General features: G+C 71.2%; 28 protein-coding genes and 2 pseudogenes. 19 read left to right on the top strand and 11 right to left on the bottom strand.

Going from position 1 to position 23425, the window contains the following annotated elements:
- Position 1 precedes the first annotated feature (1 nt).
- The 10 genes from EFK10_RS11620 to EFK10_RS11575 all read left to right on the top strand — a co-directional run bounded on the left by EFK10_RS11620 (position 2) and on the right by EFK10_RS11575 (position 7339).
- Positions 2-1600, top strand: a complete 1599-nt coding sequence (locus tag EFK10_RS11620; RefSeq protein WP_127355637.1) for a 4-coumarate--CoA ligase family protein — start codon at positions 2-4, stop codon at positions 1598-1600.
- A complete protein-coding gene (locus tag EFK10_RS11615; protein ID WP_127355636.1) occupies positions 1600-2337 on the top strand; it encodes an enoyl-CoA hydratase family protein in 738 nt (245 codons plus the stop codon). Before EFK10_RS11620 ends, EFK10_RS11615 begins: the two co-directional genes overlap by 1 nt.
- Positions 2325-2960 (top strand): TetR/AcrR family transcriptional regulator, encoded by a 636-nt coding sequence (locus EFK10_RS11610; protein WP_127355635.1) that lies wholly within the window; start codon positions 2325-2327, stop codon positions 2958-2960. Before EFK10_RS11615 ends, EFK10_RS11610 begins: the two co-directional genes overlap by 13 nt.
- 20 nt (positions 2961-2980) lie before the next feature.
- Complete coding sequence (locus tag EFK10_RS11605) at positions 2981-3448, top strand: hypothetical protein (protein ID WP_127355634.1); 468 nt, start codon at positions 2981-2983, stop codon at positions 3446-3448.
- Positions 3449-3606: 158 nt separating this feature from the next.
- Positions 3607-3894, top strand: a complete 288-nt coding sequence (locus EFK10_RS11600) for a hypothetical protein (RefSeq protein ID WP_127355633.1) — start codon at positions 3607-3609, stop codon at positions 3892-3894.
- Positions 3894-4847: an FAD:protein FMN transferase gene (locus tag EFK10_RS11595; RefSeq protein WP_127355632.1), complete on the top strand. Its 954-nt coding sequence runs from the start codon at positions 3894-3896 to the stop codon at positions 4845-4847. Before EFK10_RS11600 ends, EFK10_RS11595 begins: the two co-directional genes overlap by 1 nt.
- 11 nt (positions 4848-4858) lie before the next feature.
- Complete coding sequence (locus tag EFK10_RS11590) at positions 4859-5470, top strand: ferric reductase-like transmembrane domain-containing protein (RefSeq protein WP_240677152.1); 612 nt, start codon at positions 4859-4861, stop codon at positions 5468-5470.
- 3 nt (positions 5471-5473) lie between these two features.
- Positions 5474-6772 (top strand): NADH-ubiquinone oxidoreductase-F iron-sulfur binding region domain-containing protein, encoded by a 1299-nt coding sequence (locus EFK10_RS11585; RefSeq protein ID WP_240677151.1) that lies wholly within the window; start codon positions 5474-5476, stop codon positions 6770-6772.
- A 2-nt stretch (positions 6773-6774) separates the two neighbouring features.
- A complete protein-coding gene (locus EFK10_RS11580; RefSeq protein ID WP_127355630.1) occupies positions 6775-7005 on the top strand; it encodes a ferredoxin in 231 nt (76 codons plus the stop codon).
- 58 nt (positions 7006-7063) lie between these two features.
- Positions 7064-7339: a hypothetical protein gene (locus tag EFK10_RS11575; RefSeq protein WP_240677150.1), complete on the top strand. Its 276-nt coding sequence runs from the start codon at positions 7064-7066 to the stop codon at positions 7337-7339.
- Positions 7340-7395: 56 nt separating this feature from the next.
- On the opposite strand, the gene EFK10_RS11570 is transcribed toward EFK10_RS11575, so the two are convergent.
- The 5 genes from EFK10_RS11570 to EFK10_RS11550 form a co-directional block, all read right to left on the bottom strand.
- Positions 7396-8319 (bottom strand): GNAT family N-acetyltransferase, encoded by a 924-nt coding sequence (locus EFK10_RS11570; RefSeq protein ID WP_127355628.1) that lies wholly within the window; start codon positions 8317-8319, stop codon positions 7396-7398.
- Positions 8320-8533: 214 nt separating this feature from the next.
- Positions 8534-9277 (bottom strand): FadR/GntR family transcriptional regulator, encoded by a 744-nt coding sequence (locus EFK10_RS11565; protein WP_127355627.1) that lies wholly within the window; start codon positions 9275-9277, stop codon positions 8534-8536.
- 22 nt (positions 9278-9299) lie between these two features.
- On the bottom strand, positions 9300-10436 hold the full coding sequence (locus EFK10_RS47275; RefSeq protein WP_164835937.1) for a maleate cis-trans isomerase family protein: 1137 nt from the start codon (positions 10434-10436) through the stop codon (positions 9300-9302).
- Positions 10433-11338, bottom strand: a complete 906-nt coding sequence (locus EFK10_RS11555) for a polysaccharide deacetylase family protein (RefSeq protein ID WP_127355626.1) — start codon at positions 11336-11338, stop codon at positions 10433-10435. Before EFK10_RS11555 ends, EFK10_RS47275 begins: the two co-directional genes overlap by 4 nt.
- A gap of 73 nt (positions 11339-11411) precedes the next feature.
- Entirely contained in the window at positions 11412-12152 is a 741-nt protein-coding gene (locus EFK10_RS11550) for an APC family permease (RefSeq protein ID WP_127355625.1), read from the bottom strand.
- 274 nt (positions 12153-12426) lie between these two features.
- On the opposite strand from EFK10_RS11550, the gene EFK10_RS11545 reads away from it, so the two are divergent.
- Positions 12427-13647, top strand: coding sequence for an amidase (locus tag EFK10_RS11545; RefSeq protein WP_127355624.1), 1221 nt, complete (start codon positions 12427-12429; stop codon positions 13645-13647).
- A 185-nt stretch (positions 13648-13832) separates the two neighbouring features.
- Positions 13833-14351, top strand: coding sequence for a DUF402 domain-containing protein (locus EFK10_RS11540; RefSeq protein ID WP_127355623.1), 519 nt, complete (start codon positions 13833-13835; stop codon positions 14349-14351).
- A gap of 10 nt (positions 14352-14361) precedes the next feature.
- On the opposite strand, the gene EFK10_RS11535 is transcribed toward EFK10_RS11540, so the two are convergent.
- The 4 genes and pseudogenes from EFK10_RS11535 to EFK10_RS11510 form a co-directional block, all read right to left on the bottom strand.
- Complete coding sequence (locus tag EFK10_RS11535) at positions 14362-15159, bottom strand: maleylpyruvate isomerase family mycothiol-dependent enzyme (protein ID WP_127355622.1); 798 nt, start codon at positions 15157-15159, stop codon at positions 14362-14364.
- A 66-nt stretch (positions 15160-15225) separates the two neighbouring features.
- Complete coding sequence (locus EFK10_RS11530; RefSeq protein ID WP_127355621.1) at positions 15226-15843, bottom strand: DUF4291 domain-containing protein; 618 nt, start codon at positions 15841-15843, stop codon at positions 15226-15228.
- Positions 15844-16048: 205 nt separating this feature from the next.
- Positions 16049-16165 (bottom strand): annotated as a pseudogene (locus EFK10_RS49910) (PIG-L family deacetylase); the annotation flags it as partial.
- A gap of 235 nt (positions 16166-16400) precedes the next feature.
- Positions 16401-16952 carry an HAD domain-containing protein gene (locus tag EFK10_RS11510; protein ID WP_127355620.1) on the bottom strand — a complete coding sequence of 184 codons (552 nt, stop codon included), beginning with the start codon at positions 16950-16952 and terminating at the stop codon, positions 16401-16403.
- 66 nt (positions 16953-17018) lie between these two features.
- On the opposite strand from EFK10_RS11510, the gene EFK10_RS11505 reads away from it, so the two are divergent.
- Positions 17019-17849, top strand: a complete 831-nt coding sequence (locus EFK10_RS11505; RefSeq protein ID WP_127355619.1) for a helix-turn-helix domain-containing protein — start codon at positions 17019-17021, stop codon at positions 17847-17849.
- A gap of 27 nt (positions 17850-17876) precedes the next feature.
- Here EFK10_RS11505 and tnpA read toward each other — a convergent pair whose 3' ends face one another.
- On the bottom strand, positions 17877-18305 hold the full coding sequence (gene tnpA / locus EFK10_RS11500; protein WP_127355618.1) for an IS200/IS605 family transposase: 429 nt from the start codon (positions 18303-18305) through the stop codon (positions 17877-17879).
- A gap of 23 nt (positions 18306-18328) precedes the next feature.
- Between tnpA and EFK10_RS11495 the strand changes: the two genes are divergently transcribed.
- The gene (locus EFK10_RS11495) at positions 18329-19489 is read left to right on the top strand and encodes an RNA-guided endonuclease InsQ/TnpB family protein (RefSeq protein ID WP_407647059.1); all 1161 of its coding nucleotides are present in this window, start codon (positions 18329-18331) and stop codon (positions 19487-19489) included.
- A gap of 186 nt (positions 19490-19675) precedes the next feature.
- Positions 19676-20470 (top strand): GNAT family N-acetyltransferase, encoded by a 795-nt coding sequence (locus tag EFK10_RS11490; protein WP_127355616.1) that lies wholly within the window; start codon positions 19676-19678, stop codon positions 20468-20470.
- Here the strand turns inward: EFK10_RS11490 and EFK10_RS11485 are convergent.
- On the bottom strand, positions 20443-20913 hold the full coding sequence (locus tag EFK10_RS11485; RefSeq protein WP_322973317.1) for an ATP-binding protein: 471 nt from the start codon (positions 20911-20913) through the stop codon (positions 20443-20445). The two genes, EFK10_RS11490 and EFK10_RS11485, sit on opposite strands and share 28 nt — an antisense overlap.
- A gap of 121 nt (positions 20914-21034) precedes the next feature.
- On the opposite strand from EFK10_RS11485, the gene EFK10_RS11480 reads away from it, so the two are divergent.
- The 4 genes and pseudogenes from EFK10_RS11480 to EFK10_RS11465 all read left to right on the top strand — a co-directional run.
- Entirely contained in the window at positions 21035-21895 is an 861-nt protein-coding gene (locus EFK10_RS11480) for a helix-turn-helix domain-containing protein (protein WP_127355615.1), read from the top strand.
- On the top strand, positions 21896-22156 hold the full coding sequence (locus EFK10_RS11475) for a DUF397 domain-containing protein (RefSeq protein WP_127355614.1): 261 nt from the start codon (positions 21896-21898) through the stop codon (positions 22154-22156).
- Positions 22157-22195: 39 nt separating this feature from the next.
- Positions 22196-23047, top strand: a complete 852-nt coding sequence (locus tag EFK10_RS11470; protein WP_127355613.1) for an SAM-dependent methyltransferase — start codon at positions 22196-22198, stop codon at positions 23045-23047.
- Between the two features lie 137 nt (positions 23048-23184).
- Positions 23185-23406 (top strand): annotated as a pseudogene (locus tag EFK10_RS11465) (carboxymuconolactone decarboxylase family protein); the annotation flags it as partial.
- Positions 23407-23425: the final 19 nt, after the last annotated feature.

Genomic DNA, 23425 nt, shown 5'->3' with positions numbered 1-23425 from the left:
CATGCACCAGCAGCACACGGACACCTTCCGCAGCGACTATCCCGACGTTCCCGCCCTCGATCTGCCCATCCACGACGCCGTGCTCGGCCGGGCGGCCGAATTCGGTGACCGCCCCGCCCTGATCGACGGCCTCGACGGCACCACGGTCACGTACGCCCAACTCGACGCCTTCACCCGCCGCATCGCCGCCGCCCTCTCGGAGGGCGGCCTGCGCAAGGGCGACGTCCTTGCTCTCCACAGCCCCAACACCGTCGCCTATCCGGCGGTCTTCTACGGCGCCACGCGGGCCGGGGCGGCCGTCACCACGGTGCATCCGCTCGCCACCGCCGAGGAGTTCGCCAAGCAGTTGCGGGACTCGCGGGCGGCCTGGATCGTCACCGTGTCACCGCTGCTGGCCACGGCCCGGGAGGCGGCCGAACTGGCGGGCGGCGTAAGGGAGATCATCGTCTGCGACACCGCCGAAGGGCACCGCTCGGTGCTGGGCATGCTGGGGTCCACCGCCCCCGAGCCCGACATCGCCATCGACCCGGCGGAGGATCTGGCCGCGCTGCCGTACTCGTCCGGGACCACCGGCATCCCCAAGGGCGTGATGCTCACCCACCGCAACATCTCCACCAACCTGGCGCAGCTCGAGCCCGTGCTGCCCATGCGGCCCGGGCACCGCATCCTCGCGGTGCTGCCCTTCTTCCACATCTACGGGCTCACCGCGCTGATGAACGCCCCGCTGCGCCACGGCGCCACCGTTATCGTCCTGCCGCGCTTCGACCTGGAGCAGTTCCTCTCCGCCATCGAGACCCACCGCGTCCAGGGCCTGTACGTGGCTCCGCCCATCGTCCTGGCGCTCGCCAAGCACCCGGCGGTCGCCGCCCACGACCTGACCTCGCTGGAGTACGTGCTCAGCGCCGCCGCACCGCTCGACGCCGAGCTGGCGCAGGCCTGCTCCAAGCGGCTCGGCCTGCCGCCGATTCTCCAGGCGTACGGGATGACCGAGCTGTCGCCGGGCACCCATGTCGTCCCGCTGGACGCCCGGAATCCGCCGCCGGGGGCCGTCGGGAGGCTCATCCCCAGCACCGAGATGCGGATCGTGCCGCTGGACGGGACCGCGCCCGGCACCGGCGAGATCCTCATCCGTGGCCCGCAGGTCATGAAGGGCTACCTCGGCCGGCCGGAGGACACCGACGCCATGATCGACGAGGACGGCTGGGTGCACACCGGCGACGTGGGGCGCGTCGACGCGGGCGGCTGGCTGTATGTCGTCGACCGCGTCAAGGAGTTGATCAAGTACAAGGGTTACCAGGTCGCCCCCGCCGAGTTGGAGGCCGTGCTGCTCACCGACCCGCGCATCGCGGACGCCGCCGTCATCGGCGTGCCCGACGAGGACGGCAACGAGATCCCCAAGGCGTACGTCGTCCCGCAGCCCCGGCCCGGCAGCCCGCTCGGCCCGCTCACCCCGGACGAGGTCATGGCGTACGTCGCCGGGCAGGTCGCCCCGTACAAGAAAGTGCGCCGCGTCGAGTTCACCGACGCGATCCCGCGTGCCGCCAGTGGCAAGATCCTGCGGCGTGAGCTGCGTGAGAAGGAGAGGGGCAGCACGGCCTGATGACACCGACACTCGCACGGCACGCACACGACCGGGGCATCACCACCCTCACCCTCGACTCCCCGCACAACCGCAACGCGCTGTCCGCCCGGCTGATCGCCGAACTGTCCGAGGAACTGGCGCGCGCCGCGAAGGACCCGGAGGTGCGGGCGGTACTTCTCACGCACACCGGCGGCACCTTCTCCGCAGGGGCGGATCTGAAGGAGGCGGGCTCGCCGTCCGGGCCCCGGCTACTGGCCGAACTGCTGCGGGCGATCGTGGAGTTGCCCAAGCCCGTCGTCGCCCACACGACCGGCCATGTGCGGGCCGGCGGCCTCGGACTGCTCGCCGCGTGCGACCTGGCCGTTGCCGGGCCGGACGCCACCTTCGCCTTCACCGAGGCCCGCCTCGGCCTCGCCCCCGCCGTGATCTCGCTGGCCGTACTCCCCCGCCTCGACCCGCGCGCCGCCGACCGCTACTTCCTCACCGGGGAGACCTTCGGGCCCGCCGAGGCCATCCGGACCGGCCTGGTGACCGCGCCGGACGACGCGCTCCCGGCCATCCTGGACGGCCTGCGCGCCGCGTCGCCGCAGGGGCTGGCCGAGTCCAAGCGGCTCACGACTGCGGCGGTGCTGCGAACCTTCGTACGGGACACCGACGCGGCGGTCGAGCAGTCCGCCCGCCTCTTCGCCTCGGCCGAGGCCGCGACGGGCGTACGGTCCCTCCTGGAGCGCCGGGACCCGCCATGGGCGCTGTGACCTCGCGTCAGCCGCAGCAGGACCGCAGCCGGGCCACCCGCCGCCGCCTCCTTGAGGCCGCCGTGGCCTGCCTCGCCGAGCACGGCTGGGCCGGCAGCACCGTCACGGTCGTCGCCGAGCGGGCGGGGGTGTCGCGGGGCGCGGCCCAGCACCACTTCCCCACCCGCGAGGACCTGTTCACCGCCGCCATCGAGCACGTCGCCGAGGAGTGGGTCCGCGCCCTCCGCGCCGACCGCGCCCACGCCCTCCCCCGCGCCGGCGCTCCCCGCACCCTGGCCGTCGTCGAACTGCTCGCCGACCTCTACACCGGCCCCCTCTTCCGCGCCGCCCTCCACCTCTGGGTCGCGGCCGCCAACGAACCGCCCCTGCGCCCGCGCGTCACCGCCCTGGAAGCCCGCCTCGGCCGCGAGGCCCACCGCCTCGCCGCCGAACTCCTCGACGCCGACGAATCCCTCCCCGGCGTCCGCGAAACCGTCCAGGCCACCCTCGACCTGGTCCGCGGCCTCGGCCTCGCCAACCTCCTCAGCGACGACAGCGCCCGCCGGGCCGGCGTCGTACGCGAGTGGTCCAGAGTGCTGAGCGGAGTGCTGGGCGGGGTGCTCCATACTGACGGCACGCGTTAGGGGCGCAAGGGGGAGAATCGGTGCCGGATCCGCGCACGCCGCCCGTGACCGAGGCCGACCTGATGCCGCCGCTCTTCCGGGCCTCCGACGCCGCCTCCCTGGCGGGCCAGGCCCGCGCCCTGCGGCTCACGCGGCTGCAGTTGGTGCTGCTGACGGTCGCCACCCTCTTCGCCACGCTCCCGCAGACCACTCGGCGTCAGGGGCGCCATCGTCACCCTCACCGGCCGCCTCGCCCCCAACCTCGTCGGCGTCGCGGCTGCCGCCACCGCCTCCCTGACCGCCTGGTCACAACTGCGCCAATACCGCCCCTGGCCACCGCCTACCGGATTACCGCCAAAGAACTCAAGCTGGTCTGCGCCCAGTTGGCCGACTGCAATCCCTCCGCCCCTGACGCCGACGCGATCTGGTCCCGCCTCGCCCGCGACGCCGAGGACGCCATCTCGCGCGAGCACACCACCTGGCAGGCCCGGCGCGAGCTGAGCGGCTGACAGGCCCTTTGCTCACCGGGCTTTGGCGCTCATAGCCACTCTTAAGACCGCGGCCCGGAAAGCTCACTGGGGCATCACTGGCGGCTCATAGGTTTTTCAGTCGGGTCCCTGAAGGTTGCTCATAGAGCGAAATGTGAGCAGGGAAGGGAGCAGCCGCCATGTCATGGGGGTCAGGAGGGGCCGCGGACACGGTCCGCAGAGGCTCGGCACGTACGGGAATGGTGACGGCGGGCGTGGCGCTGGCGGCGCTGTGCGGGACGTTCGCGCTGATCGGTGTGATGCCGGACGAGACGGTGTCGGCGAGCGGTTCCAGCAGCGGCGGGACGACTTCGAGCAGTGCGGGCAATTCCAGCAGTTCGAGTTCGTCCTCGACACTTCAGGCGCCGACGGACAGCCCCACCTCGGCCGCGCAGGGTTCCGACAACTCGACCTCGGGGAGCTCGTGATGCGCGACAAGAATCTCGCGTCGACGGATTTCCGGGCGCTGGGCTGTCAGGTGCGGCTGGTGGTGACCGATGAGGACCACCTGGACGCGTGCCGGTATCTGCTGGAGCTGGATCTGGCTGAGGTGGACGAGGTGTGCAGCCGCTTCCGGGAGGACTCTGAGCTGGTGGCGCTGGACAGGGCGGAAGGGCGGCCGGTGCCGTTGAGTCCGCTGCTGAACGAGGCGCTGGCGGTGGCGCTGCGGGCGGCGAAGCTGACCGGCGGGGATGTGGACCCGACGGTCGGGTCGGCGATGGCCGCGATCGGCTACGACCGGGAGTACGAACTGGTCGAGCGGGACGGCGAGCCGGTGCGGCTGGAGGTGCGGCCGGTGCCGGGGTTTCGGACGGTGCAACTGGACCGGGAGTTCGGGACGGTGACCATGCCGGCCGGGACGCGGCTCGACCTGGGCGCGACGGCGAAGGCGTGGGCGGCGGACCGGGCGGCGGCGATGCTGGCGGCGGCCTCGGGGAGCGGCGTCCTGGTGAGCCTGGGCGGGGACACCGCGGTTGCGGGCCCGGCACCGGCCGGTGGCTGGCTCATACGGGTGCAGGACGTCACCGGTCACCCGGAGGAAGCCCCGGTCGGGTCGCACACGACCGTGGCGATCCTGGGCGGCGGCCTGGCGACCTCGGGTACGTCGGCCCGCCGTTGGCGGCGCGGCGGGCAGGAGCTGCACCACATCGTGGACCCGCGTACCGGCCTGCCGGCGCAGACCCCGTGGCGTACGGTCACCGTCGCGGCGGGGACGTGCACCGACGCCAACACGGCGAGCACAGCGGCAATGCTGCGCGGCACGGCGGCCTTTAAGTGGCTGCGCGAACTGCGGCTGCCAGCCCGGCTGGTGGCGACCGACGGCACGATCAGCACGACGCCCGGCTGGCCCCGGGAAGTGGCGACGGGGGCGGCGGCATGACGCTCTGGTACGTGAATCGCGCGACCGGCATCGTCTGCCTGGTCCTCTTCACCGCTGTGGTGCTGCTCGGGGTGGCGGTGCATCTGCGGACGCGCTTCCCGGGTCTGCCGCGCTTCGGCACGGTGGCTTTGCACCGCGGGGTGTCGCTGGTCGCGATGGTCTTCCTCGGGGCGCACATCGTGTCGGCGTCGGCCGACAGTTATGTCTCCATCAGCCTGACCGATGTGCTGGTGCCCTTCGTGGGGAGCTACGACCCGCTGTGGCTGGGCCTGGGCACGGTGGCCTTCGACCTGCTGCTCGCGGTGGTCGTCACCAGCCTGCTGCGGGCCCGGCTGGGGCGGCGCGCGTGGCGGGCGGTGCACTGGCTGGCGTATGCCTCCTGGCCGCTCGCGGTCGTCCATGGTCTGGGCATCGGCACGGATCTCGCCTCGGGCTGGATGGTCTGGCTCACCGCCGGCTGCGTTGCGGCGATGGCGGTCGCGCTGGTGCTGGGTACGGTGCGGGCGCCCCGGCGGGACCGGCCCGCCGACATCCTCAGGTCTTCCCGTGAGTCTCGCCATGACTCCTTCGGCGAGTCACCCCGTGACTCCTCCCGCGAGCCCTCCCTTCCGATCGGAGTCTGACCGATGACCGCGAGCACGAGCACGAGCACGACCACGACCACGACCACGTCGACGACCACCACGGGGGCGCCGCCGCGGCTGATGCCGCTGTACGGAAGCGACAACCTCGCCTCGCATGTGGCGATGCACGGCGCCCCGCCGTACCCGGCCGCCGGGCACCTCGTCCGGCTGCTGGCCGACGCAGGGCTCCGGGGCCACGGCGGTGCGGGGTTCCCGGTGCACCGCAAGCTGGCCTATGTCGCGGAGGCGGGGCGGCGTACGGGCCGGAAGCCGGTCGTGGTCGCCAACGGCGCGGAGAGCGAGCCGGCCAGTGCGAAGGACAGGACGCTGCTGCTGCGGGCCCCGCATCTGGTGCTGGACGGGCTGCAGTTGGCGGCGGCGGCGGTCGGCGCGGACGAGGCGCACCTCGCGGTCGAGGCCGGTACGGGCCTGGCGGCGGCCCTGCAGAATGCCGCGGCCAAGCGTGCCCGCGCGGGGCTCGACCGGCTGACCGTGGAGTTCACGGAGGTCCCGCGCCGCTTCCTGTCCGGGGAGTCCTCGGCGCTGGCGGAGCATCTGTCGGGCCGTGCAGCGCTCCCCCGGTACCCTCAGCCGCCGGTGCGCGAGCGCGGGGTGGGCCGGGCGCCGACGCTGGTCCAGAATGTCGAGACGCTGGCCCATCTGGCGCTGATCGCCCGGTACGGAGCCGCCTGGTTCCGTTCGGTCGGTACGGCGGACGAGCCGGGCAGCATGCTCTGCACCGTGCACATCGCGGGCCGCCGGCCCGAGGTGGTGGAGGCTCCCCTGAGTGCGCCGCTGCGGAGGCTGCTGATGCTCGGGCAGGGCGACCCGGTGCAGGCGGTGCTGGTCGGCGGCTACCACGGCGCGTGGATCCCGGCGGCCCATGCCCTGGGACTGCGGCTGTCCGACGCCGATCTGGCACCGTACGGCGCGGCCCCGGGCGCCGGGGTGCTCGCGGCGCTGCCGGCCGACCGGTGCGGGCTGGCCGAGACAGCCCGCGTACTGCGCTATCTGGCCCTGCAGTCGGCGGGCCAGTGCGGGCCGTGCCTGAACGGGCTGCCTCGTATCGCCGCCGCCTTCACCGAGCTGGCCCGGCCCGGCTACCCGGCCGGGGTGCGGGAGGACATCGCCCGCTGGGCCGGGCTGGTCGTAGGCCGGGGGGCCTGCCACCATCCCGACGGCACCGTACGGCTCGTACGCAGCGCCCTGACCGCCTTCGCCGGCGAGGCGGACGCGCACGCCGCGGGTTTCTGCCGCGCGACCGACCAGACCCCGCTGTTGCCCCTGCCGGAAGGGAACTGACGATGGACCAGCAGATATCGGTGGGGGTCGACTGGACCGCCTGCCAGGGCCACGGACTGTGCGCGGAGCTGCTGCCCGAGCACATCACGCTGGACGAGTGGGGCTATCCGCTGCTGGACGGCACGCCCGTCCACCGTACGGCGGTCAAGCGGGCCCGCCGGGCGGCGGCCGACTGCCCGGTGCTCGCGCTGAAGCTGAAGCTGAACACTGTCGCCAACACAGCGAGTTCATAGGGAGGTTCAAGCCAATACCATAGAGCGGCATTGACGCGCTCATGTCATTGCAAGAATCGTGAACGCCACCGCCGCCCTGCTCGGGGCGGGCGCCGTCGTGGTCGAGGCCCGCTCGGCGGCGCTGCGGGAGGCGGGCGACGTCATACAGGCGGTGGCGGCAGGCGCCTTCGACGCCTCGCGGCTGGCCACGCTCGCCGAGCTGGTGCGCGGTCAGGTCGCCGTTCCCGAGGGCCAGCCCCGCCTGTTCAAGAGCGTCGGCATGGCCTGGGAGGACCTGGTCACCGCCGCGGCGGTCCACGAGCGCGCCGCGCTCAGCCCTCGGTCGCACCCGTGACGGGCAGCCGTACGGGGTCACGGCCGTGTCCCGGGAGGGCGAAGCCGTCGGCCCGGTCAGCCCAGTTCGCGACTCATGCGTCGCTCCGTCGCGCACGGCCGGTAGCCGAACCACTTGTTGACGGCGAGCATCGGGCCGTTGCCGAGGTCGTTGCCGGTGAAGGCCTCGGTGTAGCCGGCGGCGCGGGCCCGGCGCAGGGAGTCGAGCTTGGCCAGCTTGGCGAAGCCGCGGCCGCGGTAGGAACGGCGGGTGCCGGTGCCGGCGGAGAAGTAGCGGGTGCCGCCGTCGGTGTGAGCGGTGGAGAGGGTGGCGACCACACCGTCGACGAGGACGGCGGTGGTGAGATCGCGGTCCAGCTCGGGGCGCGACCACTCGTTGGCGAGCCACATCTCGTAGGCGGGGGCGGTCATGGGGACGTCGTTGGGCTCGTCCTCGATGGATTGGGCGTCCGCCTCGTAGAGCGGCCGGGGGTCGTCGACGAAGTAGGCGGCGGTGCGCAACTCGATGCCGGGTGGGAGCGGCCGGGGCTCCGGCAGCGGGCCGGCGGCGAGGTCGAGGCGCTGGAAGGCGGAGGAGCTGCCGGCGCGGTAGCCGCGCTTCTCGCCGAAGGCGACCGAGCCGCCGTCCTCCAGGGCCCAGACGTACGCGGTGGTGGCGCCGAGCCCGGCGACGTAGCTCTCGCCGGCCGTCAGCAGTGCGCTGCCGACGCCTCGGCGGCGGGCCTCGGGGTGGACGTTGACGTTGACGTACGCCAGGCCGGGCTCGCTGCTGTCGTGGAAGAGCCCGGTGCGGCCGCAGCCGACGACCTGGCCGTCCAGCTCGGCGACAAAGAGGCGGTTGCGCTGCGCTGCGGGGGCGCGGGCGACGTTCCAGGCGATGACGTCCGGGGTGTTGACACCCATGTAGGGCAGGGCGGCCCGGACAAGCCCGGAGACGGCCTCGGCATCGGTCGGCTGGAATTCGCGCACGATCAAGGTCATGACCGGCGACCCTATGCGGCGGCGCGGTGGATCGTCTCCTGTTTTTCTTCGGACGTCGGTGAGGCCTTGTCGGAAGCCCCGTCGAGACGTCCCGGATCCGGGATACCGTCCCGTTCATGGGAATGCCGGAGCGCGCCGCTTGTCGTGCTGCCGTGAGCGGCGCGGCGCACCGAGCTTGCCCGCGCCGAGGCCGGTCTGCTTCCGCGCCCTGCCCTCAGGCGGACCTGCGCCGCCGGGAGCGGGTGACGCTCGGGCGGGTCCCGAAGATGAGGACGGAGTGCGCGCCCAGATGCGCCGCCATGGACTCCTCGGCCTCTTCGCCCTGGCCACCGGCGATGGCAGCCAAGATCGCCCGGTGCTCCACCACCTCCTGGGCGCGGATCGCTGGGTCCCGGACCACGATGCCGTCCATCAGCAGCCAGAGCGGATGCTTGCCGGTCCCGAGCAGCTGGCCGATCAGCCCGGCCAGGACCGGGTTGCCGCAGATCCGGGCCAGCTCAAGATGGAAGGCGAAGTTGAGCGCCAGGAACCGGTCGATGCTGTTCTGCGAGGTCCCGGCGCCGGCCTGCTCGGAGTCGTCGATCAGGTCGCGCAGCCGTGCCAGGTCAGAACCCAGTACCCGGTCCGCGCAATGCCTCGCAGCGGTGGGCTCCAGCAGTAGCCGTGTCTCCAGCAGATGTCGGGGCGAGGAGTCGATCAGGGGCAGCGCCGGCTCCGCGGGCACTGCCGCGCCGCTCAGGAAGTAGCCGGAGCCCGGCCGGACCTGGATCACCCCGCCGAGCTCGAGGGCGAAGAGGGCCTCGCGCACGGTCGATCGGCTGACCCCGAACTGCTCGGCGAGCGAGCGTTCGTTGGGCAGCCGGTCGCCGACGGTGAGGTTGTCGACCGCGACGGCCTTCAGTATCTCTTCGGCGACTGCGAGGTAGCGCCGCCGCTCCGGCCCGGTATCACGCTCCATGTTGCGGATAATACAGAGCAAATCAGGACCCCTGATAGCTCTTGAGTAGTTCGCTGACCTGTGCAGAAGCCAGGGAGAGGGCTTCCTGATCGGCGGCGGACCAGGTCCGTTCGACGGCGCTGTGCACCGAGACCCAGCCTGCCATCTCGGAACCGCATGAGACGGGGCCGAGCATCTGCGCGTTGACCCCGTACACCTCGATCAGCGCCGCGGGCGGGCGGGGATCCGGGCCGAACCTCGGCTGCACGAGGAGCCGCCGCTGTGCCTCCAGCCAGCGCACGGTGTTGAGCGCCCGCTGGTCCAGGCTGGGGTCCCCGGCGATCCGCCGCATCCCGGGCCCGACCGCCTCGGCCGCCGCGAGGTCGACGTGCAGCCCCTGCTCCGGCACATCCAGCCGTACGGTGATCCGGTCCGCCGCTGTCTCCGAGAGCAGCCACGCGCAGAGCGACTGCAGGTCGGCGCGGAGCGCCCCGCTGCGCAGCAGCGCCCCACCACCGGGCAGACTGACCGGAACCCCGGCGAGCCGCAGCGCGCCCCACAAGGTGGCGACCACGCTGTCGAGTACGAGGGGCCCGCCGGAGGCTTCCACCGAGTCGACGACCGTCGCCGCCCGCAGGTTCGTGCAGACGACCATGACCGGGGCGTCGGCCGAGGCGATCATCGACTGCAACGTGCCGGCGGGCACCAAGCCGAAGGAGTGGTTGTCGCTCAGGCCGAGGTGCTCCCCGCCGGAAACCTCCAGCCCGGATTCCGCGTAGCAGGAGACGATCTCGCTGACCACCTCGGCGACGTACGGAGTGACCAGGACCGTACGAGAGAGGCCGAAGGCCCGGGCGGCTTCCAGCAGGGCGAGCGTCGAGGTAGTGGCCGGCACGCCGGTCGCGGCCTCAATCGCCGAGACGATCGAGAGGTCGTGCCGGACGCCCAGCCACGAACCGGCCGTGCCGCCCCAGACGATCACGTCCACCCCGGCGTCGGCGAGCAGTTCGGCCGCCCCCACCATGGCCGCGGAGTCGAACTGCGCCGCAGCGTCGGCGTCCACCCCGATCCGGGTGACCCGGACCCGGCTGAAGTGCAGGCAGACCCCGTCCGCCAGCCGGGCCAGCTCCGGCTCCAGGACCGTGTTGGACGACGGCACCAGCACGCCTATCCGGATCAAGACAGCTCCGAAGGCCGGGCCTCGGACCCGAACGGAAAGCGCCGGCGGAAGCCCGCAGCCGCCTCCTCGAACGTCACGAACCTGACCCCTGGGTGGCTACTCCAGTAGGCGATCAGCCGCTCCAGCATGAGCAGCACCTGCGGCCGGCCGCTGACGTCCGGATGCAGCGTCACGGGGAACACCCCGTAGTCCAGCTCCCGGTAGACCCAGTCGAACTGATCATTCCAGAGGGTCTCGATGTCCCGGGGGCTCACGAAGCCATGGCTGTTCGCCGCGTGCTTGTTGAACATCATCGGCGGCAGGTCGTCGACATACCAGTTGCCGCAGAACTCGACGAGGTCGATCTCCTTGCCGCGGACCAGCGGCTTCATCCAGGTCTCCGCCGACTGGGTGTAGTCCACGTTGGTCCACGTGTCCGCGACCCGGGCGGAGAACGGCAGGAAGTCGTTGTAGTTCTGGGAGTGGTCGTAGGTGAACCCGTTCTCGATCAGTAGGCTCGCGGTCCGCTCCGACATTTCCCACCACGGCGCCACATAGCCGCGCGGCGCCTCCCCGGACAGCTCCTCGACCAGCTTGATGGTCTTCTCCAGGACGTCGCGCTCCTGCTGGGCGTTGAGCGCGATCGGATTCTCGTGCGAGTAGCCGTGCGCCCCGATCTCGTGCCCCGCGTCGGCGACCATCTTCATCTCACGCGGGAACGTCTCGATCGAGTGCCCCGGGATGAACCAGGTCGACGGGACGCCCAGCTTGTCGAAGAGCCGGACCAGCCGGGGGCTGCCCACCTCGCCCGCGAACATGCCGCGCTGGATGTCATTGGGCGAGTCCTGGCCCCCGTACGACCCGAGCCAGCCGGAGACCGCGTCGACATCGACGCCGAGGCAGATCTGGATGTCTTTGCTCACCCGAACACCCGCAGCGGCACCATGCAGCCGACGACCCAGTTGGGCTGGTCGACGATCTCGTGGATGCGCATGCTCAGGCGCCACCCCGATGACGCCGAGCGACGAGGGCGCTGAAACTGATGGCGAGCGGCACCATCCGTTTGGGGTCCTTGGACTCCTCGCCGAGCGTGGCGGAGCCTTCGAAGCCGAGGAAGCTGGTGAACCCGAAGACCATCGCGTGAGCGATCCCGGTGATGCCATTGCTGTTGAGGAGGAACGGCTTCACCGCGGTTCCGGCGGAGAGGTTGGAATGGCCGAGGATAAGCACGCCAACGCCGATGATCAGCAGCATGCTGGCGCCTTCGAGCAGCAGCATCATGCGCACCGAGATGCGTACGTTGTTCAGCGCGAACCCGAGCACGATTGCGGCGCCGACCAGCGCCGGGATGCTCCACGGCACGTGCGCGCCGGTGGCCTGCTCGATGGCGAGGCTGGTGAACTCGCCGGTGCCGGACAGCAGAGCCGCGGTCATCAGCACATAGGTGAAGGTGAGACCCCAGCCGGCGACGACGCCGAAGGCTGGTCCGAGCACGTCCTTGACCAGTCCGTACGCCGATCCGGCGTGGGCGTACTTTCGCCCCAGCCGGCCGAAGCTCGAACCGATGATGAGCACTCCGATGAGCGCGACGACGAAAGCGAGCGGCACGTTCGAGCCGGCGGACTGAGCGAGGAAGGGCGTGACAAACACCATGGCGGTGGTCGGCGCCATGAGGGCGACGGACATGGCCACGGTCTCCGGCAGATTTAGCTGCCTGGCGAATTGCGCCTTTGACATATACGTGCCAACTCTTCTCCGCGTGGCGGGCTGGATTTCGTGCTCCCAAAGATAGGGAGAGTCCGTTTCCCCGCCGTTTCCCGGCCATCAATCCGGAATGACGCAGGCGGTCTGACCAATTCAGGGTCCACGCGGTTCTCCTGCGCAGGTCGGCTGGGGTTCCGGCAGGGTGAGCCACTCGGTCGGCACCAAACCGGTCTGACCAATTCATGATTCGGCGAGGCTTTTTCGCCCCTGAGTACAAGGGTCATTCAGGCGGAGATACGGTGACCGGATGAACGCGATAGCCGCCGTGGAGCGGACCCTGAGGGCCGTCGAGGAACGAGAACCGCAGGTACGGGCCTGGGCCTGGCTGGATGCCGGCCGGGCCCAGGCAGAGGCAGAGGCGGTCGAGCGCCGGGGCGGCGGCCCGCTGAGAGGCGTCGTGCTCGGCGTCAAGGACATCTTCGACACCTGGGATCAGCCGACAGAGTGCGGCACCCCGATCTTCGCGGGCCGCCGGCCGAGCGCCGACGCGGCAGCGGTGGCGTTGCTTCGCACAGCCGGCGCTGTCTGCCTCGGCAAGACGGTCACCGCGGAACTCGCCTCGTCCTATCCCGGTCCCACCACAAATCCGCACCGGGCCACCCACACCCCGGGGGGCTCGTCGATGGGCTCGGCCGCCGCGGTGGCCTGCGGGATGGCCGACATCGCCCTCGGCACCCAGACGGCCGGCTCGATCACCCGCCCTGCCAGCTTCTGCGGGGTATTCGGCTTCAAGCCGACCTTCGGCACCGTCTCACCCGCCGGCGTGAAGCACTTCGCGCCCTCCCTGGACACCGTCGGCTGGTTCGCCCGTACCCCCGGATTGCTCGACGCGGTCCGGGTCTGCCTGACCGGCCGGGCCTCGGCGGCCCCGCTGACCGGCCCGCCGCGCATCGGCGTGCTCCGCACCGAGCAGTGGCCCGCCTGCGCCCCGGAGAGCGCGCAGGCGGTCGCGGAGATGGCGGACCGGGCCAGGGCGGCGGGCGCCCAGGTCAGCGACGTCACGCATCCGGACTTTTTGGACGGCCTGGCGGGCGAGCTGACGGTCATGGCCTACGAGTCCGCGCGGACGCTCGCCTGGGAGCACCGAACCCACCGCGACCAGCTCTCCCCGGCCCTGCGGGAGTTCCTTGACTTGGGCGCGGCCACCGACCCGGCCGTCTACGACCGGGTCCTGGCCCGCCGCGACGCAGCCCGCGCCCGCGAGGCGGAACTGTTCGGCGTGTGCGACGTGCTGCTCACCCCGGCGGTGGTCGGCGAGGCCCCGCTGGGCCTGGCCGACACCGGCGACCCCCAGTTCGCCCGGCTGTGGACCCTGCTCGGGCTGCCTACCGTCGCCATTCCGGCGATCACCGGCCCGACCGGGCTCCCGGTCGGCGTGCAGCTCCTTGCCCGCACCGGCCAGGACGCGGCACTGCTGGCGGCTGCGCGCTGGCTCGCCGGTGACCCCGCCCACACGGAGCCGGTCTAGGAGGGCGGCGGCGGCAAGGAAAGCACGGTCCGCCGCAGTGACGCGCGGCCTGTGCTTCCGCCACCTCCGGCATCCACCTGCGCGGCTCCGGCACGGCCGCCCCCGCCGCCTACTGGCACGCCGCGCCCCGGCCCCGGCCGGCAATTCGGTGGCCTCGGGCCCGGCCGTGCGTGAGGCTGGGCCGCATGAACGCCACTGATACGGCCGCCACGCTGACCCCCGGCAGCCCCGTCGCCGTCCGCCTCGTCAAGCACCCCCGCCCGGACGTCCGCTACCCCGCCGTCGCCCTCCACGACGACGGCAACCACGCCGTCGTACGCGCGCCCTGGGCCGGCGCGGCGAGCCGTGACTTCGGATTCGTACGCTTCGAGACCGGCGACCTCTTCACCGAGCACTACTGGCGCGACCGCTGGTTCTCGGTCAAGGAGGTCCACGCCGCCGACGGCGCCCTCAAAGGTTGGTACTGCGACGTAGCCCGCCCCGCCGTCGTCGACTCCCCCGGATCCCTCGTCGTCGAGGACCTCGACCTCGACCTCTGGCTCTCCGCCGACCGCTCCACCGTCCTGCGGCTCGACGAGGACGAGTTCCTCGCCAGCGGCCTCGACAGCCGCGACCCCACCGCCGCCGGGCAGGCCCGCCGCGCCCTCGACGAACTCGAGGACCTCGCCCGGGGCGACGCGTTCGGCCCGCTGCTGCAGTACTAGGGCCTGTCCGTCATCCGAAGCCGACCCGCTCCAGCCAGAAGTCGAGCAGCTGCGCATCGCCGAGGACCTCGATGCCCTCGGTGCGGGCGGGGCGCCGCCGGTAGACGAGCAGCAGCAGGTCGGTCAGCGGGCCGCGCACGGCGACGACGGCCTTCTCGTGCGCGTGGCGCCAGACGATGGTGTCGCCGGTGAGGTCGATCAGCCACTCCGCTGCCGCCTCCGGCGCGGTGTCGGTGGCGTGGAAGTGGAGGGTTCGGCCGGGGCCGAGCAGCTTGCGCATCGCGGGGTTGACCTCGAAGTGCTGAAGCAGCGAGCCGAGTTCCATCCACTCGTCGAGGGCGTCGAGGGCGGCCTCCTGGTCGAGGGTGAACTCCGCGTCAAGGGCCAAAGTCGCGTCTGCCCGGTGGATCGCTGTCTCGTACACGAAGCGGCGGGCCCAGAACACCGAGGTCAGCTTCCCCTCCAGGACCGGGGTCCACACCCGGGCATCCGGCCCGGCGGCGCGCAGGCTCTCCGCCAGTCGTGCGGCGCCCTCGGTGAGCCAGGGGCCGAGGACGGCGGGGTCCTCGTCGGTGTACCCGGAGAGTTCGCGGGCCTCGTCGTTGGGCAGGGGCCGCGTCGCGCGGGTCCGTACCGTCGCCTCGGCCCAGCGCTGGCCGTGTCCGAGGTGCCGCAGAAGCTGGCCGACGTTCCAGCCGGGGCAGGAGGGCACCGGGGCCGTCAGGTCCGCTCCTTCGACGCGGGATCGCAGCAGGTCGGTCTGCGCGACGATCTCGGCGCAGTAGCGGTCGTAGCTCAAGCCGGTCATGACACCACGTTAGGCCGCACCACTGACACGGACAGGCGCCACGCAGCGCCGCATTCTGATCCGGTGTCAGGATCGAGCAATGCGGGCGTCCGCGCCGATCGCGGCAGCGACCGCGTTGTCGAGCGGGTATGGCGCCTCCGCCGGGAGCAGCGCGGCGGCCGCCTCCGGGTCGCCTGCGCGCAGTAGGTCGTGCGTTCGGTGGGCGAGGGCGGTGACGTCGCGGACCGCGACCAGCCATTCGTCGGCGTAGAGCCGGGCCGCGCGTCCGGACAGGCCGACCTGGAGCGAGCGGTGGGGCAGGGGGCGCAGGCCGAGGTCACGCTCGGGGTCCCACTGGATGCGTACGGGCGATTCGCGCAGCCGCGCGGCCCATGCGTCGCGGTCTGCGTGGAGGGTGGGGTCGTAGTGGGACAGGCAGGCATGGGCCAGAGCCCAGTCGAAGCCCTCGCGGGTGATGTCCAGGGCGAGGACGCGCTCCTGGCCTTCCTTGCGGGCCCAGCCGCAGCGGTACATCATCCACAGGAACGAGGGCTTGATCCAGGTCATCCGGGACCTGCTCCAGGCCGCGGGAAAGCGGCCGTGCAGCGCCGCGTACTCGCCGATCTCGGGGCGGTAGGCCTGATAGGCCGTCACTGTCCTTGCGGTGTGGGCGGCTCTGATCTGCCGGTAGGGGACATTTTCCATGCGCACATGATCGCGGCATCGGGCCCCCGAGGCGACGGGATTTTCGTAGGGTCGACTCCATGGATTGGCACCAGTGGCACGACGACTACGACCGGCCGGACTCCACGCTCGGGCGGCGGCTCGAGGTCGTACAGGAGCAGATCCGTCTGGCGCTGGACGCGGCCGCGCCCGGGCCGCTGCGGGCCGTCAGCATGTGTGCGGGGCAGGGCTCGAGGCCCTGCTCGGCCAGATCGGGGAAGATCCACCGGTTGCCCGAGTCGCCCGCCGCGTCGAGAACGGCGCGGCCGACGATGCGGTGGTCGGGCATGTTCCAGGGGTTGCCGGTGGAGTACTAGGAGAACCCACCCGGCGGCGTGCGGAGCGCGACATTGATCCGGTTCTACGCGTTGACCGGGCCCAGTCCACCAGCAGGCGGTGCGGCGCGCCCCGGTCCCAGGGCACGGCTGCCTCGCCGTGTGTGGCGGCCGCGTAGAGGCGCTCGAACCAGCCGGTGGGGTCGTCGGCGTCGAGGGACTCGGCCGCAAGGCGCCGGGCCTGCTCGTCGGGGTCCTTGGCGCTCACTCGGCCGCCGCCGCCCAGTCCCGCAGGATCGTGAAGTCCTGCTCGGTCAGCCCGATCCGCGGGTCCACGTGGTGCAGGAGGGCGGCCCCGATGTGGTTCTCGCCCACCCATGCGCGGTCGGAGTCCTGGATGCCGTCGTCGACCCAGGCGAACGGCCTTCCGGCGGCCCAGGCGACGAGGTGGCGGGTCTTCCAGTGGATGCCGTCCTGGGCCGCCTCCATCGCCGCCGGCCATTCGATGACCGGCAGTTCGGGCAGTCCGACCCGCGGCGAGATCATCGCGTTGGCGTCATGCGTCCAGGCGGTGGCCCACACCAGATCGAACGGAAGCCCGAGTAGCGCAGCGCCGTGCTGCGGGTTGAGCCGTACGCGCAGCGGCGTGGCCCGGATACCACGGGCGGCGCGGGACGCCACCCAGCCGTCGGGCAGGACCCGGTGAGTGGCGTATTCGCGCAGCCGTGGACGGCGGAAGCGCTTTGCCGCGAACGGGTTCAGCGGCCCGTCCACGTCCAGCAGAAGCAGCGGCTTGCCCTTCGGCGAGGTCGGCATGAGCAGGACGTTAGCCTGCCGTCGGGGCCTGAGGGGCGTCTTCCGGCGTGAGTTACGGTCTGAGCCATGACGACCGTGGGAACGCTACTGCGCGGCTGGCGGGAGCAGCGCCGCATCAGCCAGCTCGAACTCGCCTTGCGCGCCGACAGCTCCGCCCGGCACATCAGCTTCATCGAGACCGGCCGCTCCCGCCCCAGCCAGCCGATGGTGCTGCGGCTCGCCGAGCAGCTGGAGGTCCCCGTACGCGACCGCAACGCCCTGCTCGTCGCCGCCGGCTACGCCCCCGCCTACCCCGAGACCCCCCTGCACGACCCCGCGATGGACCCGCTGCGCACCGGCCTGGAGCGGCTGCTGACCGCGTACGAGCCGTATCCGGCGCTGGTGATGAACGGGACGTACGACGTCATGGCCGCCAACCGCGGCATCGCGGCTCTGGTCGCCGTCGTCGCGGACCACCTGCTACGGCCGCCGATGAACGCGATGCGGCTCACCCTCCACCCCGAGGGCCTCGCCCCGCACATCCTCAACCTCGGCGAGTGGCGGGCGCATCTGCTGGAGCGCATGGAGCGTCAGATCGCTCTGCGTGCCTCCGGGCACTTGCGGGCCCTGTACGAGGAGGTCGCCGCGTATTCCGTTCCCGCCCCCGAGCCCGACGAGGCGGCCGAAGCCGGTCCCGGGACCGCCCTGCCCTTCGCACTGCCGATGCGCATCGCGCACGGCGGACAGCTGCTGTCCTTCATCTCGACGGCCACGACCTTCAACACACCCATGGACGTCACCGTCTCCGAGCTCGCCGTCGAGACCTTCCTGCCCGCCGACCCGGCGACGGCCAAGGCCCTTCAGCAGGATCTAGCGAGGAACCCCAGGCCTTCAGGCCTGGGAGGAATCGCTTCCTGAGTCACGGCGGTGCGGAGCACCGCCGTATCACTGCGGTCGCTTCTGGTTCTCGATGTACTCCTTGATGATCGACAGCGGTGCGCCACCGCACGATGCCGCGAAGTACGAGGGAGACCAGAAGTGATCCCCCCACAGGTACTTGCGGATGTGCTCTGGGTACTCCTGGCGGAGGCGACGGGCGGAGACTCCCTTGAGTGAGCCGACCAGCCGCGACAGTGCGACCTTCGGTGGGTAGTGCACAAGCAAGTGCACGTGGTCGGTCTCGCCGTTGAACTCGACCAGGTCGGTCTCGAAGTCGGCGCAGACAGCCCGCATGATCTCTTCGCAGCGTCGAAGAATCTCGTCGGTGAACGGTCCGCGCCGGTATTTGGGTGTGAAGACCAAGTGGGCGTGGAGGGTATAGACGACCGTTCGACCCCTGCGGATGTTGGGGTTTGATTCCCATCTGGGTGACATAGATCAATGATATGATTTCGGGCATGAAGCGGGTGACGCAGGTCAAGCTCCTGCCGTCACCCGAACAGACGGCTGCACTGGAGTGCACCCTGCGCACGGTCAACGACGCGGCGAACTGGGTGTCCGGGGTGGCTTTCGAGCGCGGTGTTCCGCGTGAGTACGAGCTGCGCAAGCACGCCTATGCCGCGCTGAAGGCCCGAGGGCTGGGGGCACAGGCCGCCCAGCATGTGATCAAGAAGACCCGCGACGCCTACACCGCGTTGAAGGCGAACCTCCGTGCCGGGAACCTCGGCAAACCGGGCTCCAAGCGCCGGATCAAGGCGGAGTCCAAGCCGATCGTTTTCCGGCCGAACGCCGCGCAGCCGTATGACGACCGGTGTCTGTCCTGGCAGTACGACGCCGGGACGGTGTCGATCTGGTCTACGGCCGGTCGGCTCAAGAACATCCGCTTCGCGTGCTCTGCCGACGCCCTCAAGACCCTGCGTGAGCATCGGCAGGGCGAATCCGACCTGATCGAGCGTGACGGTGCCTTCTACCTGGTCGCCACGTGCGACGTGCCCGATATCCCGCTGAACGAGAACCCCGACGGGTTCATCGGCGTGGACCTGGGGATCGTCAACATCGCCACCACTTCCACCGGCTACCGGGCCGCCGGACGCGGCCTGAACCGGCACCGCAAGCGGCAGCTCGGCCTGCGGAAGAAATTGCAGGCCAAGGGCACCAAGTCCGCCAATCGGCTGCTCAAGAAGCGCTCCCGCAAGGAGCAGCGGCACACCGCCAACGTCAACCACATCATCTCCAAGACCATCGTCACCACCGCTGAACGCACCGGTGCGGGTATCGCCCTGGAGGACCTCACGGGCATCCGCAGCCGGGTACGGCTCCGCAAGGACCAGCGGGCACAACTGCACTCGTGGAGCTTCCACCAGCTCGCCGCTTTCGTGGAGTACAAGGCGAAGCGGGCCGGGGTGCCGCTGGTGTACGTCGATCCGGCGTACACCAGCCAGCAATGCTCCGAGTGCGGACACATCGAGCGGAAGAACCGCGTCGATCAAGCAACGTTCGCGTGCCGCAACTGCGGCCTCACGATGCACGCGGACGACAACGCATCCCACAACATCGCCCGCAAGGGCGAGACGGTGTGGATCGCGGGGCGTGAGTCACGCGTCCCAGTCACCCCATAGGTGGCTCAGACGGAGGAGGCCACACGACAGCCAGCCGCGCCCTACCTCCAAGCCCGGCCCTCCAGGGCCGGGTCAAGTTGACTCCCTGACGTGACCGATGGGTCCGGGACATTCGCGGGCCCGGTCGACTCCTGACGCCGGGGAAATCCGTTGGCGCGCTCCCCCGTCCGGTGCTGCACTGTGCGGATGGATCACGATGCGGTACGCGCCCTGTTCGATCAGCAGATGCGCCGGGACGCGTCGCCGGACGGCCCGGGGGTACGGGTCGAGCGGACCGGTGGGGTGGTGCGGCAGGTCGGCGCCGAGAACGACTGGAACGGCGTGGTCTGGTCGGGGCTGGACCAGGACACGGCCGACGCGGCGATCGAGGAGCAGGTAGGGTACTTCGCCTCCCTCGGGGGTGAGTTCGAGTGGAAGCTGTACGACCATGACCGCCCCGCCGACCTCGGCGCGCGGCTGGCGGCGGCGGGGTTCACGCCCGAGCCCGCGGAAACGCTGATGATCGCCGAGGCCGGTGAGCTGCCCACGGGCCTCGCTCTGCCGGAGGGCGTCCGCCTGGAGCCGGTGACCGACCCGGCCGGCGTGGATCTGGTGATGGACGTCCACGACCAGGCATTCGGCACGAGCAGCTCCCGCCTGCGGCAGCAGGTGCTCGGCCGGCTCACCAAGAGCCCGGACACGGTGAGCGTGGTCCTCGCGATGGCCGGCGACGTGCCGGTGTGCGCGGCGCGGATGGAGCTGCACCCCGGCACCGACTTCGCGAGCCTGTGGGGCGGCGGCACCGTGTCCGCCTGGCGGGGCCGCGGGATCTACCGGGCGCTGGTCAGCCACCGGGCCCGTATCGCGACCGAGCTGGGCTACCGCTTTCTGCAGGTAGATGCCTCCTCGCAGAGCCGGCCGATCCTGGAGCGGCTCGGCTTCGCGGCGCTGAGCACCACGACGCCGTACGCGTATCAGCCCGGCAAGAGCCCTGCTCCGTAAGGCAGTTCGGCCCAGACGACGCGGCCCGGTCCGGGCTCGGTGTCGTGGACGCCCCAGGCGTCGCTGAGGCACTGGACGACGAGCAGCCCGCGGCCGCTGTCGGCCTCGCCGGGGAGGGGGTTGGCCCGAGGGCTGTTCGGGCCAACCCCATGGTCGTGCACCGCGACGTAGAGCCGCAGTCCGTGATCGGCCAGCTCGCACAGGATCGTTTCGCCGCCGGCGTGGACGACGGCGTTGGTGGCGAGTTCGGAGATCACCAGGGCAGCGGTTTCGCGGGTTCCCGCGTCGAGATTCCAGCGGGCCAGCCGCGCCCGCGTCCGACCACGGGCGTATGCGACGGACTCCGCTCGCGCCGGCAGTGCGAAGGCGTACCGGCGGCCGCCATCGGTGCCGGTATCCGGGCCTGGTGGCCACTGTGTCATCGCGTTACCGGGTGCGGTCACGGCGTCACTATGCGCTTCGCCGCGAGCACTTGGCAAGGGTCACTCTGAAATTTCCAGAGTGCCCACGCCGCCCGTCCCGGGCATGTCACACTGCTCACACGAGCGTGCGGGGGAGGCAGACGTGAGTGAACCGCGGCCGGCCCCGACGGTGGGTCAGGTCGTCCTCGGCAAACGCCTTCAAACCCTTCGGGAAAAAGCGGGGTTGAGGCGCGAGGAGGCCGCCACGGTACTTCGGGTGGCGCCCACCACCATCCGCCGGATGGAGACCGCCGAGGTCGCGCTGAAGATCCCGTACGTACAACTGCTGCTGAGGGCCTACGGGATCGCCACGGACGAGGCCGAAGCCTTCGTCATACTCGCCGAGGAGGCCAACAAGCCCGGCTGGTGGCAGCGGTTCCACGACATACTGCCGGACTGGTTCAGCGTGCATGTCAGCCTGGAGGGCGCGGCGAGTCTGATCCGCTCGTACGAACCCCACTTCATCCCGGGCCTGTTGCAGACCGAGGACTACGCCCGGGCCATCCTGCGCACCGGCTCCGTCGGGCAGATCCGGCCCGACGAGATCGAACGCCACGTGGCGCTGCGCATGGAACGCCAGACCCTGCTGACCCGCCCGGACGCCCCGCGCCTGTGGGTGGTGCTGGACGAGACCGTACTGCGCCGGCCCGTCGGCACCCCGGCCGTCATGCGTGCCCAGGCCGACCGGCTCCTCAAGGCCGCCACGATGCCCAACGTCACCGTGCAGATAGCCGAGTTCGCCTCCGGGCACCACCCCGGCACGTACGGGCCGTTCGTCCTCTTCCGCTTCGCCGTCCCGGAGCTGCCGGACATGGTCTACGTCGAGTATCTGACTGGCGCCGTCTACCTCGACGAGCGGGCCGAGGTCGCCTCCCACCTGGAGGTCATGGACCACATGGTGGCGCAGGCGGCCACCGCGCAGCGTACGAAGGAGATCCTCCGGGATTTCCGCAAGGAGCTCTGAATGGATCGCGGACGCATCGCCAGGAACGGGGGCATACGGAACGGGATGCGCGCCGCCGACCTCGGCACCGAGGGCTGGCACAAGCCCTGGAGCGGTGGCAACGGCGGCAACTGCATCGAGGCGATGAGGCTGGGCGACGGCCGGATCGCCCTGCGGCAGTCCACCGATCCGGACGGTCCGGCCCTGATCTGCACGGACAGTGAGTTCACCGCGTTCATCCAGGGGGCGAAGGACGGCGAGGCCGACTTCCTGCTCTCCTGACCGACTGGTTGACCGACCGACACCGCAACGGAGCGCTGCATGACCGGACATGAGCCCGCGACAGCTCGTACCGACCCGACCGACCGTATCGACCGTATCGACACCAGCAAGCCGCACCCGGCGCGCGTGTACGACTGGTTCCTGGGCGGCAAGGACAACTACCCGGTCGACGAGGAGCTGGGCAAGCGCATCCTCAGCCTCGACCCGGTCGTCAAGGTCGGCGCCAGGGCCAACCGCCGCTTCATGCACCGCGCGACGCGCCTGCTCGCCCAGCAGGGCATCCGGCAGTTCCTCGACATCGGCACCGGGATACCCACCGAGCCCAACCTCCACCAGATCGCCCAGGAGGTCGCGCCGGAGTCGCGGATCGTCTACGCGGACAACGACCCCATCGTCCTGCGCCATGCTGAGGCCCTGCTGCGCAGCGCGCCCGAGGGCTCGACCAACTACCTTCAGGCGGACGTCCGGGAGCCGGAGCGCATACTCAAGCCGGCGCAGGAGATACTGGACTTCGCGGAGCCCGTGGCGCTGTCCATGGTCGCCCTCATGCACTTCGTGTCGGAGGACGAGGACGACGCCTACGGCCTGGTCCGCCGTTACCTGGACGCGCTCGCTCCGGGCAGCTACCTCGTCCTGACCCAGCTCACGCCGGACGTGGACCCCGAGGCCATCGCCAAGGTCGCGGCCTCGTACCGCAAGGGCGGCACCGGCCTCTACCCTCGCACCCATGCCGAGGTCGTCCGGTTCTTCGACGGCCTCGAACTCCTCGACCCCGGTGTGGTCTCGGCCCCGCACTGGCGGCCTGAGCCCGAGCCCGACTCCGAGCCCGATCAGTCGGCGGGCAGCGGGCTACCCGTCCCCATGTACGTGGGGGTCGCCCGCAAGCGGTGATGGCGGCGTCGACGCCCTCTTCCCCCCGTGCCCCCGTACTTCCCCCGTCGAGGGCGTCGACGTCCGTTCCACCGAGCTGTACCGACCCCCGGTACGTTCTCGGTGCCAGGAGGATGGTGGCAGCACAGGAGTCGGGCGCACCCTACTTCACCGACGCCGAACGCGCCGCGCTGGCGCTCACCGAGGCCGCGACCCGGCTCGCCGACCGGGCCGAGCCGGTGCCGGACGACGTGTGGAACGATGCCACCGGCCACTACGACGAGCAGCAGTTCGCGGCCCTGGTCCTCATGATCGGCCTGACCAACCTCTTCAACCGCCTCAACGCCACCACCAGGCAGGTCGCGGGCGCCGCCTGGTAGTTGTCGCAGGGGTGGCGGG

This window comes from Streptomyces soli (genome assembly GCF_003999195.1).
GTDB lineage: Bacteria > Actinomycetota > Actinomycetes > Streptomycetales > Streptomycetaceae > Actinacidiphila > Actinacidiphila soli.
This window is presented reverse-complemented; position numbering and strand designations above follow the sequence as displayed.

Excerpts from the sequence above, each read along its gene's own strand:
- EFK10_RS11620 (WP_127355637.1), top strand. The coding sequence starts at position 2 with ATGCACCAGCAGCACACGGACACCTTCCGCAGCGACTATCCCGACGTT.
- EFK10_RS11615 (WP_127355636.1), top strand. The coding sequence starts at position 1,600 with ATGACACCGACACTCGCACGGCACGCACACGACCGGGGCATCACCACC.
- EFK10_RS11610 (WP_127355635.1), top strand. The coding sequence starts at position 2,325 with ATGGGCGCTGTGACCTCGCGTCAGCCGCAGCAGGACCGCAGCCGGGCC.
- EFK10_RS11600 (WP_127355633.1), top strand. The coding sequence starts at position 3,607 with ATGTCATGGGGGTCAGGAGGGGCCGCGGACACGGTCCGCAGAGGCTCG.
- EFK10_RS11595 (WP_127355632.1), top strand. The coding sequence starts at position 3,894 with ATGCGCGACAAGAATCTCGCGTCGACGGATTTCCGGGCGCTGGGCTGT.
- EFK10_RS11585 (WP_240677151.1), top strand. The coding sequence starts at position 5,474 with ATGACCGCGAGCACGAGCACGAGCACGACCACGACCACGACCACGTCG.
- EFK10_RS11580 (WP_127355630.1), top strand. The coding sequence starts at position 6,775 with ATGGACCAGCAGATATCGGTGGGGGTCGACTGGACCGCCTGCCAGGGC.
- EFK10_RS11570 (WP_127355628.1), bottom strand. The coding sequence starts at position 8,319 with ATGACCTTGATCGTGCGCGAATTCCAGCCGACCGATGCCGAGGCCGTC.
- EFK10_RS11565 (WP_127355627.1), bottom strand. The coding sequence starts at position 9,277 with ATGGAGCGTGATACCGGGCCGGAGCGGCGGCGCTACCTCGCAGTCGCC.
- EFK10_RS11550 (WP_127355625.1), bottom strand. The coding sequence starts at position 12,152 with ATGTCAAAGGCGCAATTCGCCAGGCAGCTAAATCTGCCGGAGACCGTG.
- EFK10_RS11545 (WP_127355624.1), top strand. The coding sequence starts at position 12,427 with ATGAACGCGATAGCCGCCGTGGAGCGGACCCTGAGGGCCGTCGAGGAA.
- EFK10_RS11540 (WP_127355623.1), top strand. The coding sequence starts at position 13,833 with ATGAACGCCACTGATACGGCCGCCACGCTGACCCCCGGCAGCCCCGTC.
- EFK10_RS11535 (WP_127355622.1), bottom strand. The coding sequence starts at position 15,159 with ATGACCGGCTTGAGCTACGACCGCTACTGCGCCGAGATCGTCGCGCAG.
- EFK10_RS11530 (WP_127355621.1), bottom strand. The coding sequence starts at position 15,843 with ATGGAAAATGTCCCCTACCGGCAGATCAGAGCCGCCCACACCGCAAGG.
- EFK10_RS11510 (WP_127355620.1), bottom strand. The coding sequence starts at position 16,952 with ATGCCGACCTCGCCGAAGGGCAAGCCGCTGCTTCTGCTGGACGTGGAC.
- EFK10_RS11505 (WP_127355619.1), top strand. The coding sequence starts at position 17,019 with ATGACGACCGTGGGAACGCTACTGCGCGGCTGGCGGGAGCAGCGCCGC.
- tnpA (WP_127355618.1), bottom strand. The coding sequence starts at position 18,305 with ATGTCACCCAGATGGGAATCAAACCCCAACATCCGCAGGGGTCGAACG.
- EFK10_RS11495 (WP_407647059.1), top strand. The coding sequence starts at position 18,329 with ATGAAGCGGGTGACGCAGGTCAAGCTCCTGCCGTCACCCGAACAGACG.
- EFK10_RS11490 (WP_127355616.1), top strand. The coding sequence starts at position 19,676 with ATGGATCACGATGCGGTACGCGCCCTGTTCGATCAGCAGATGCGCCGG.
- EFK10_RS11475 (WP_127355614.1), top strand. The coding sequence starts at position 21,896 with ATGGATCGCGGACGCATCGCCAGGAACGGGGGCATACGGAACGGGATG.
- EFK10_RS11470 (WP_127355613.1), top strand. The coding sequence starts at position 22,196 with ATGACCGGACATGAGCCCGCGACAGCTCGTACCGACCCGACCGACCGT.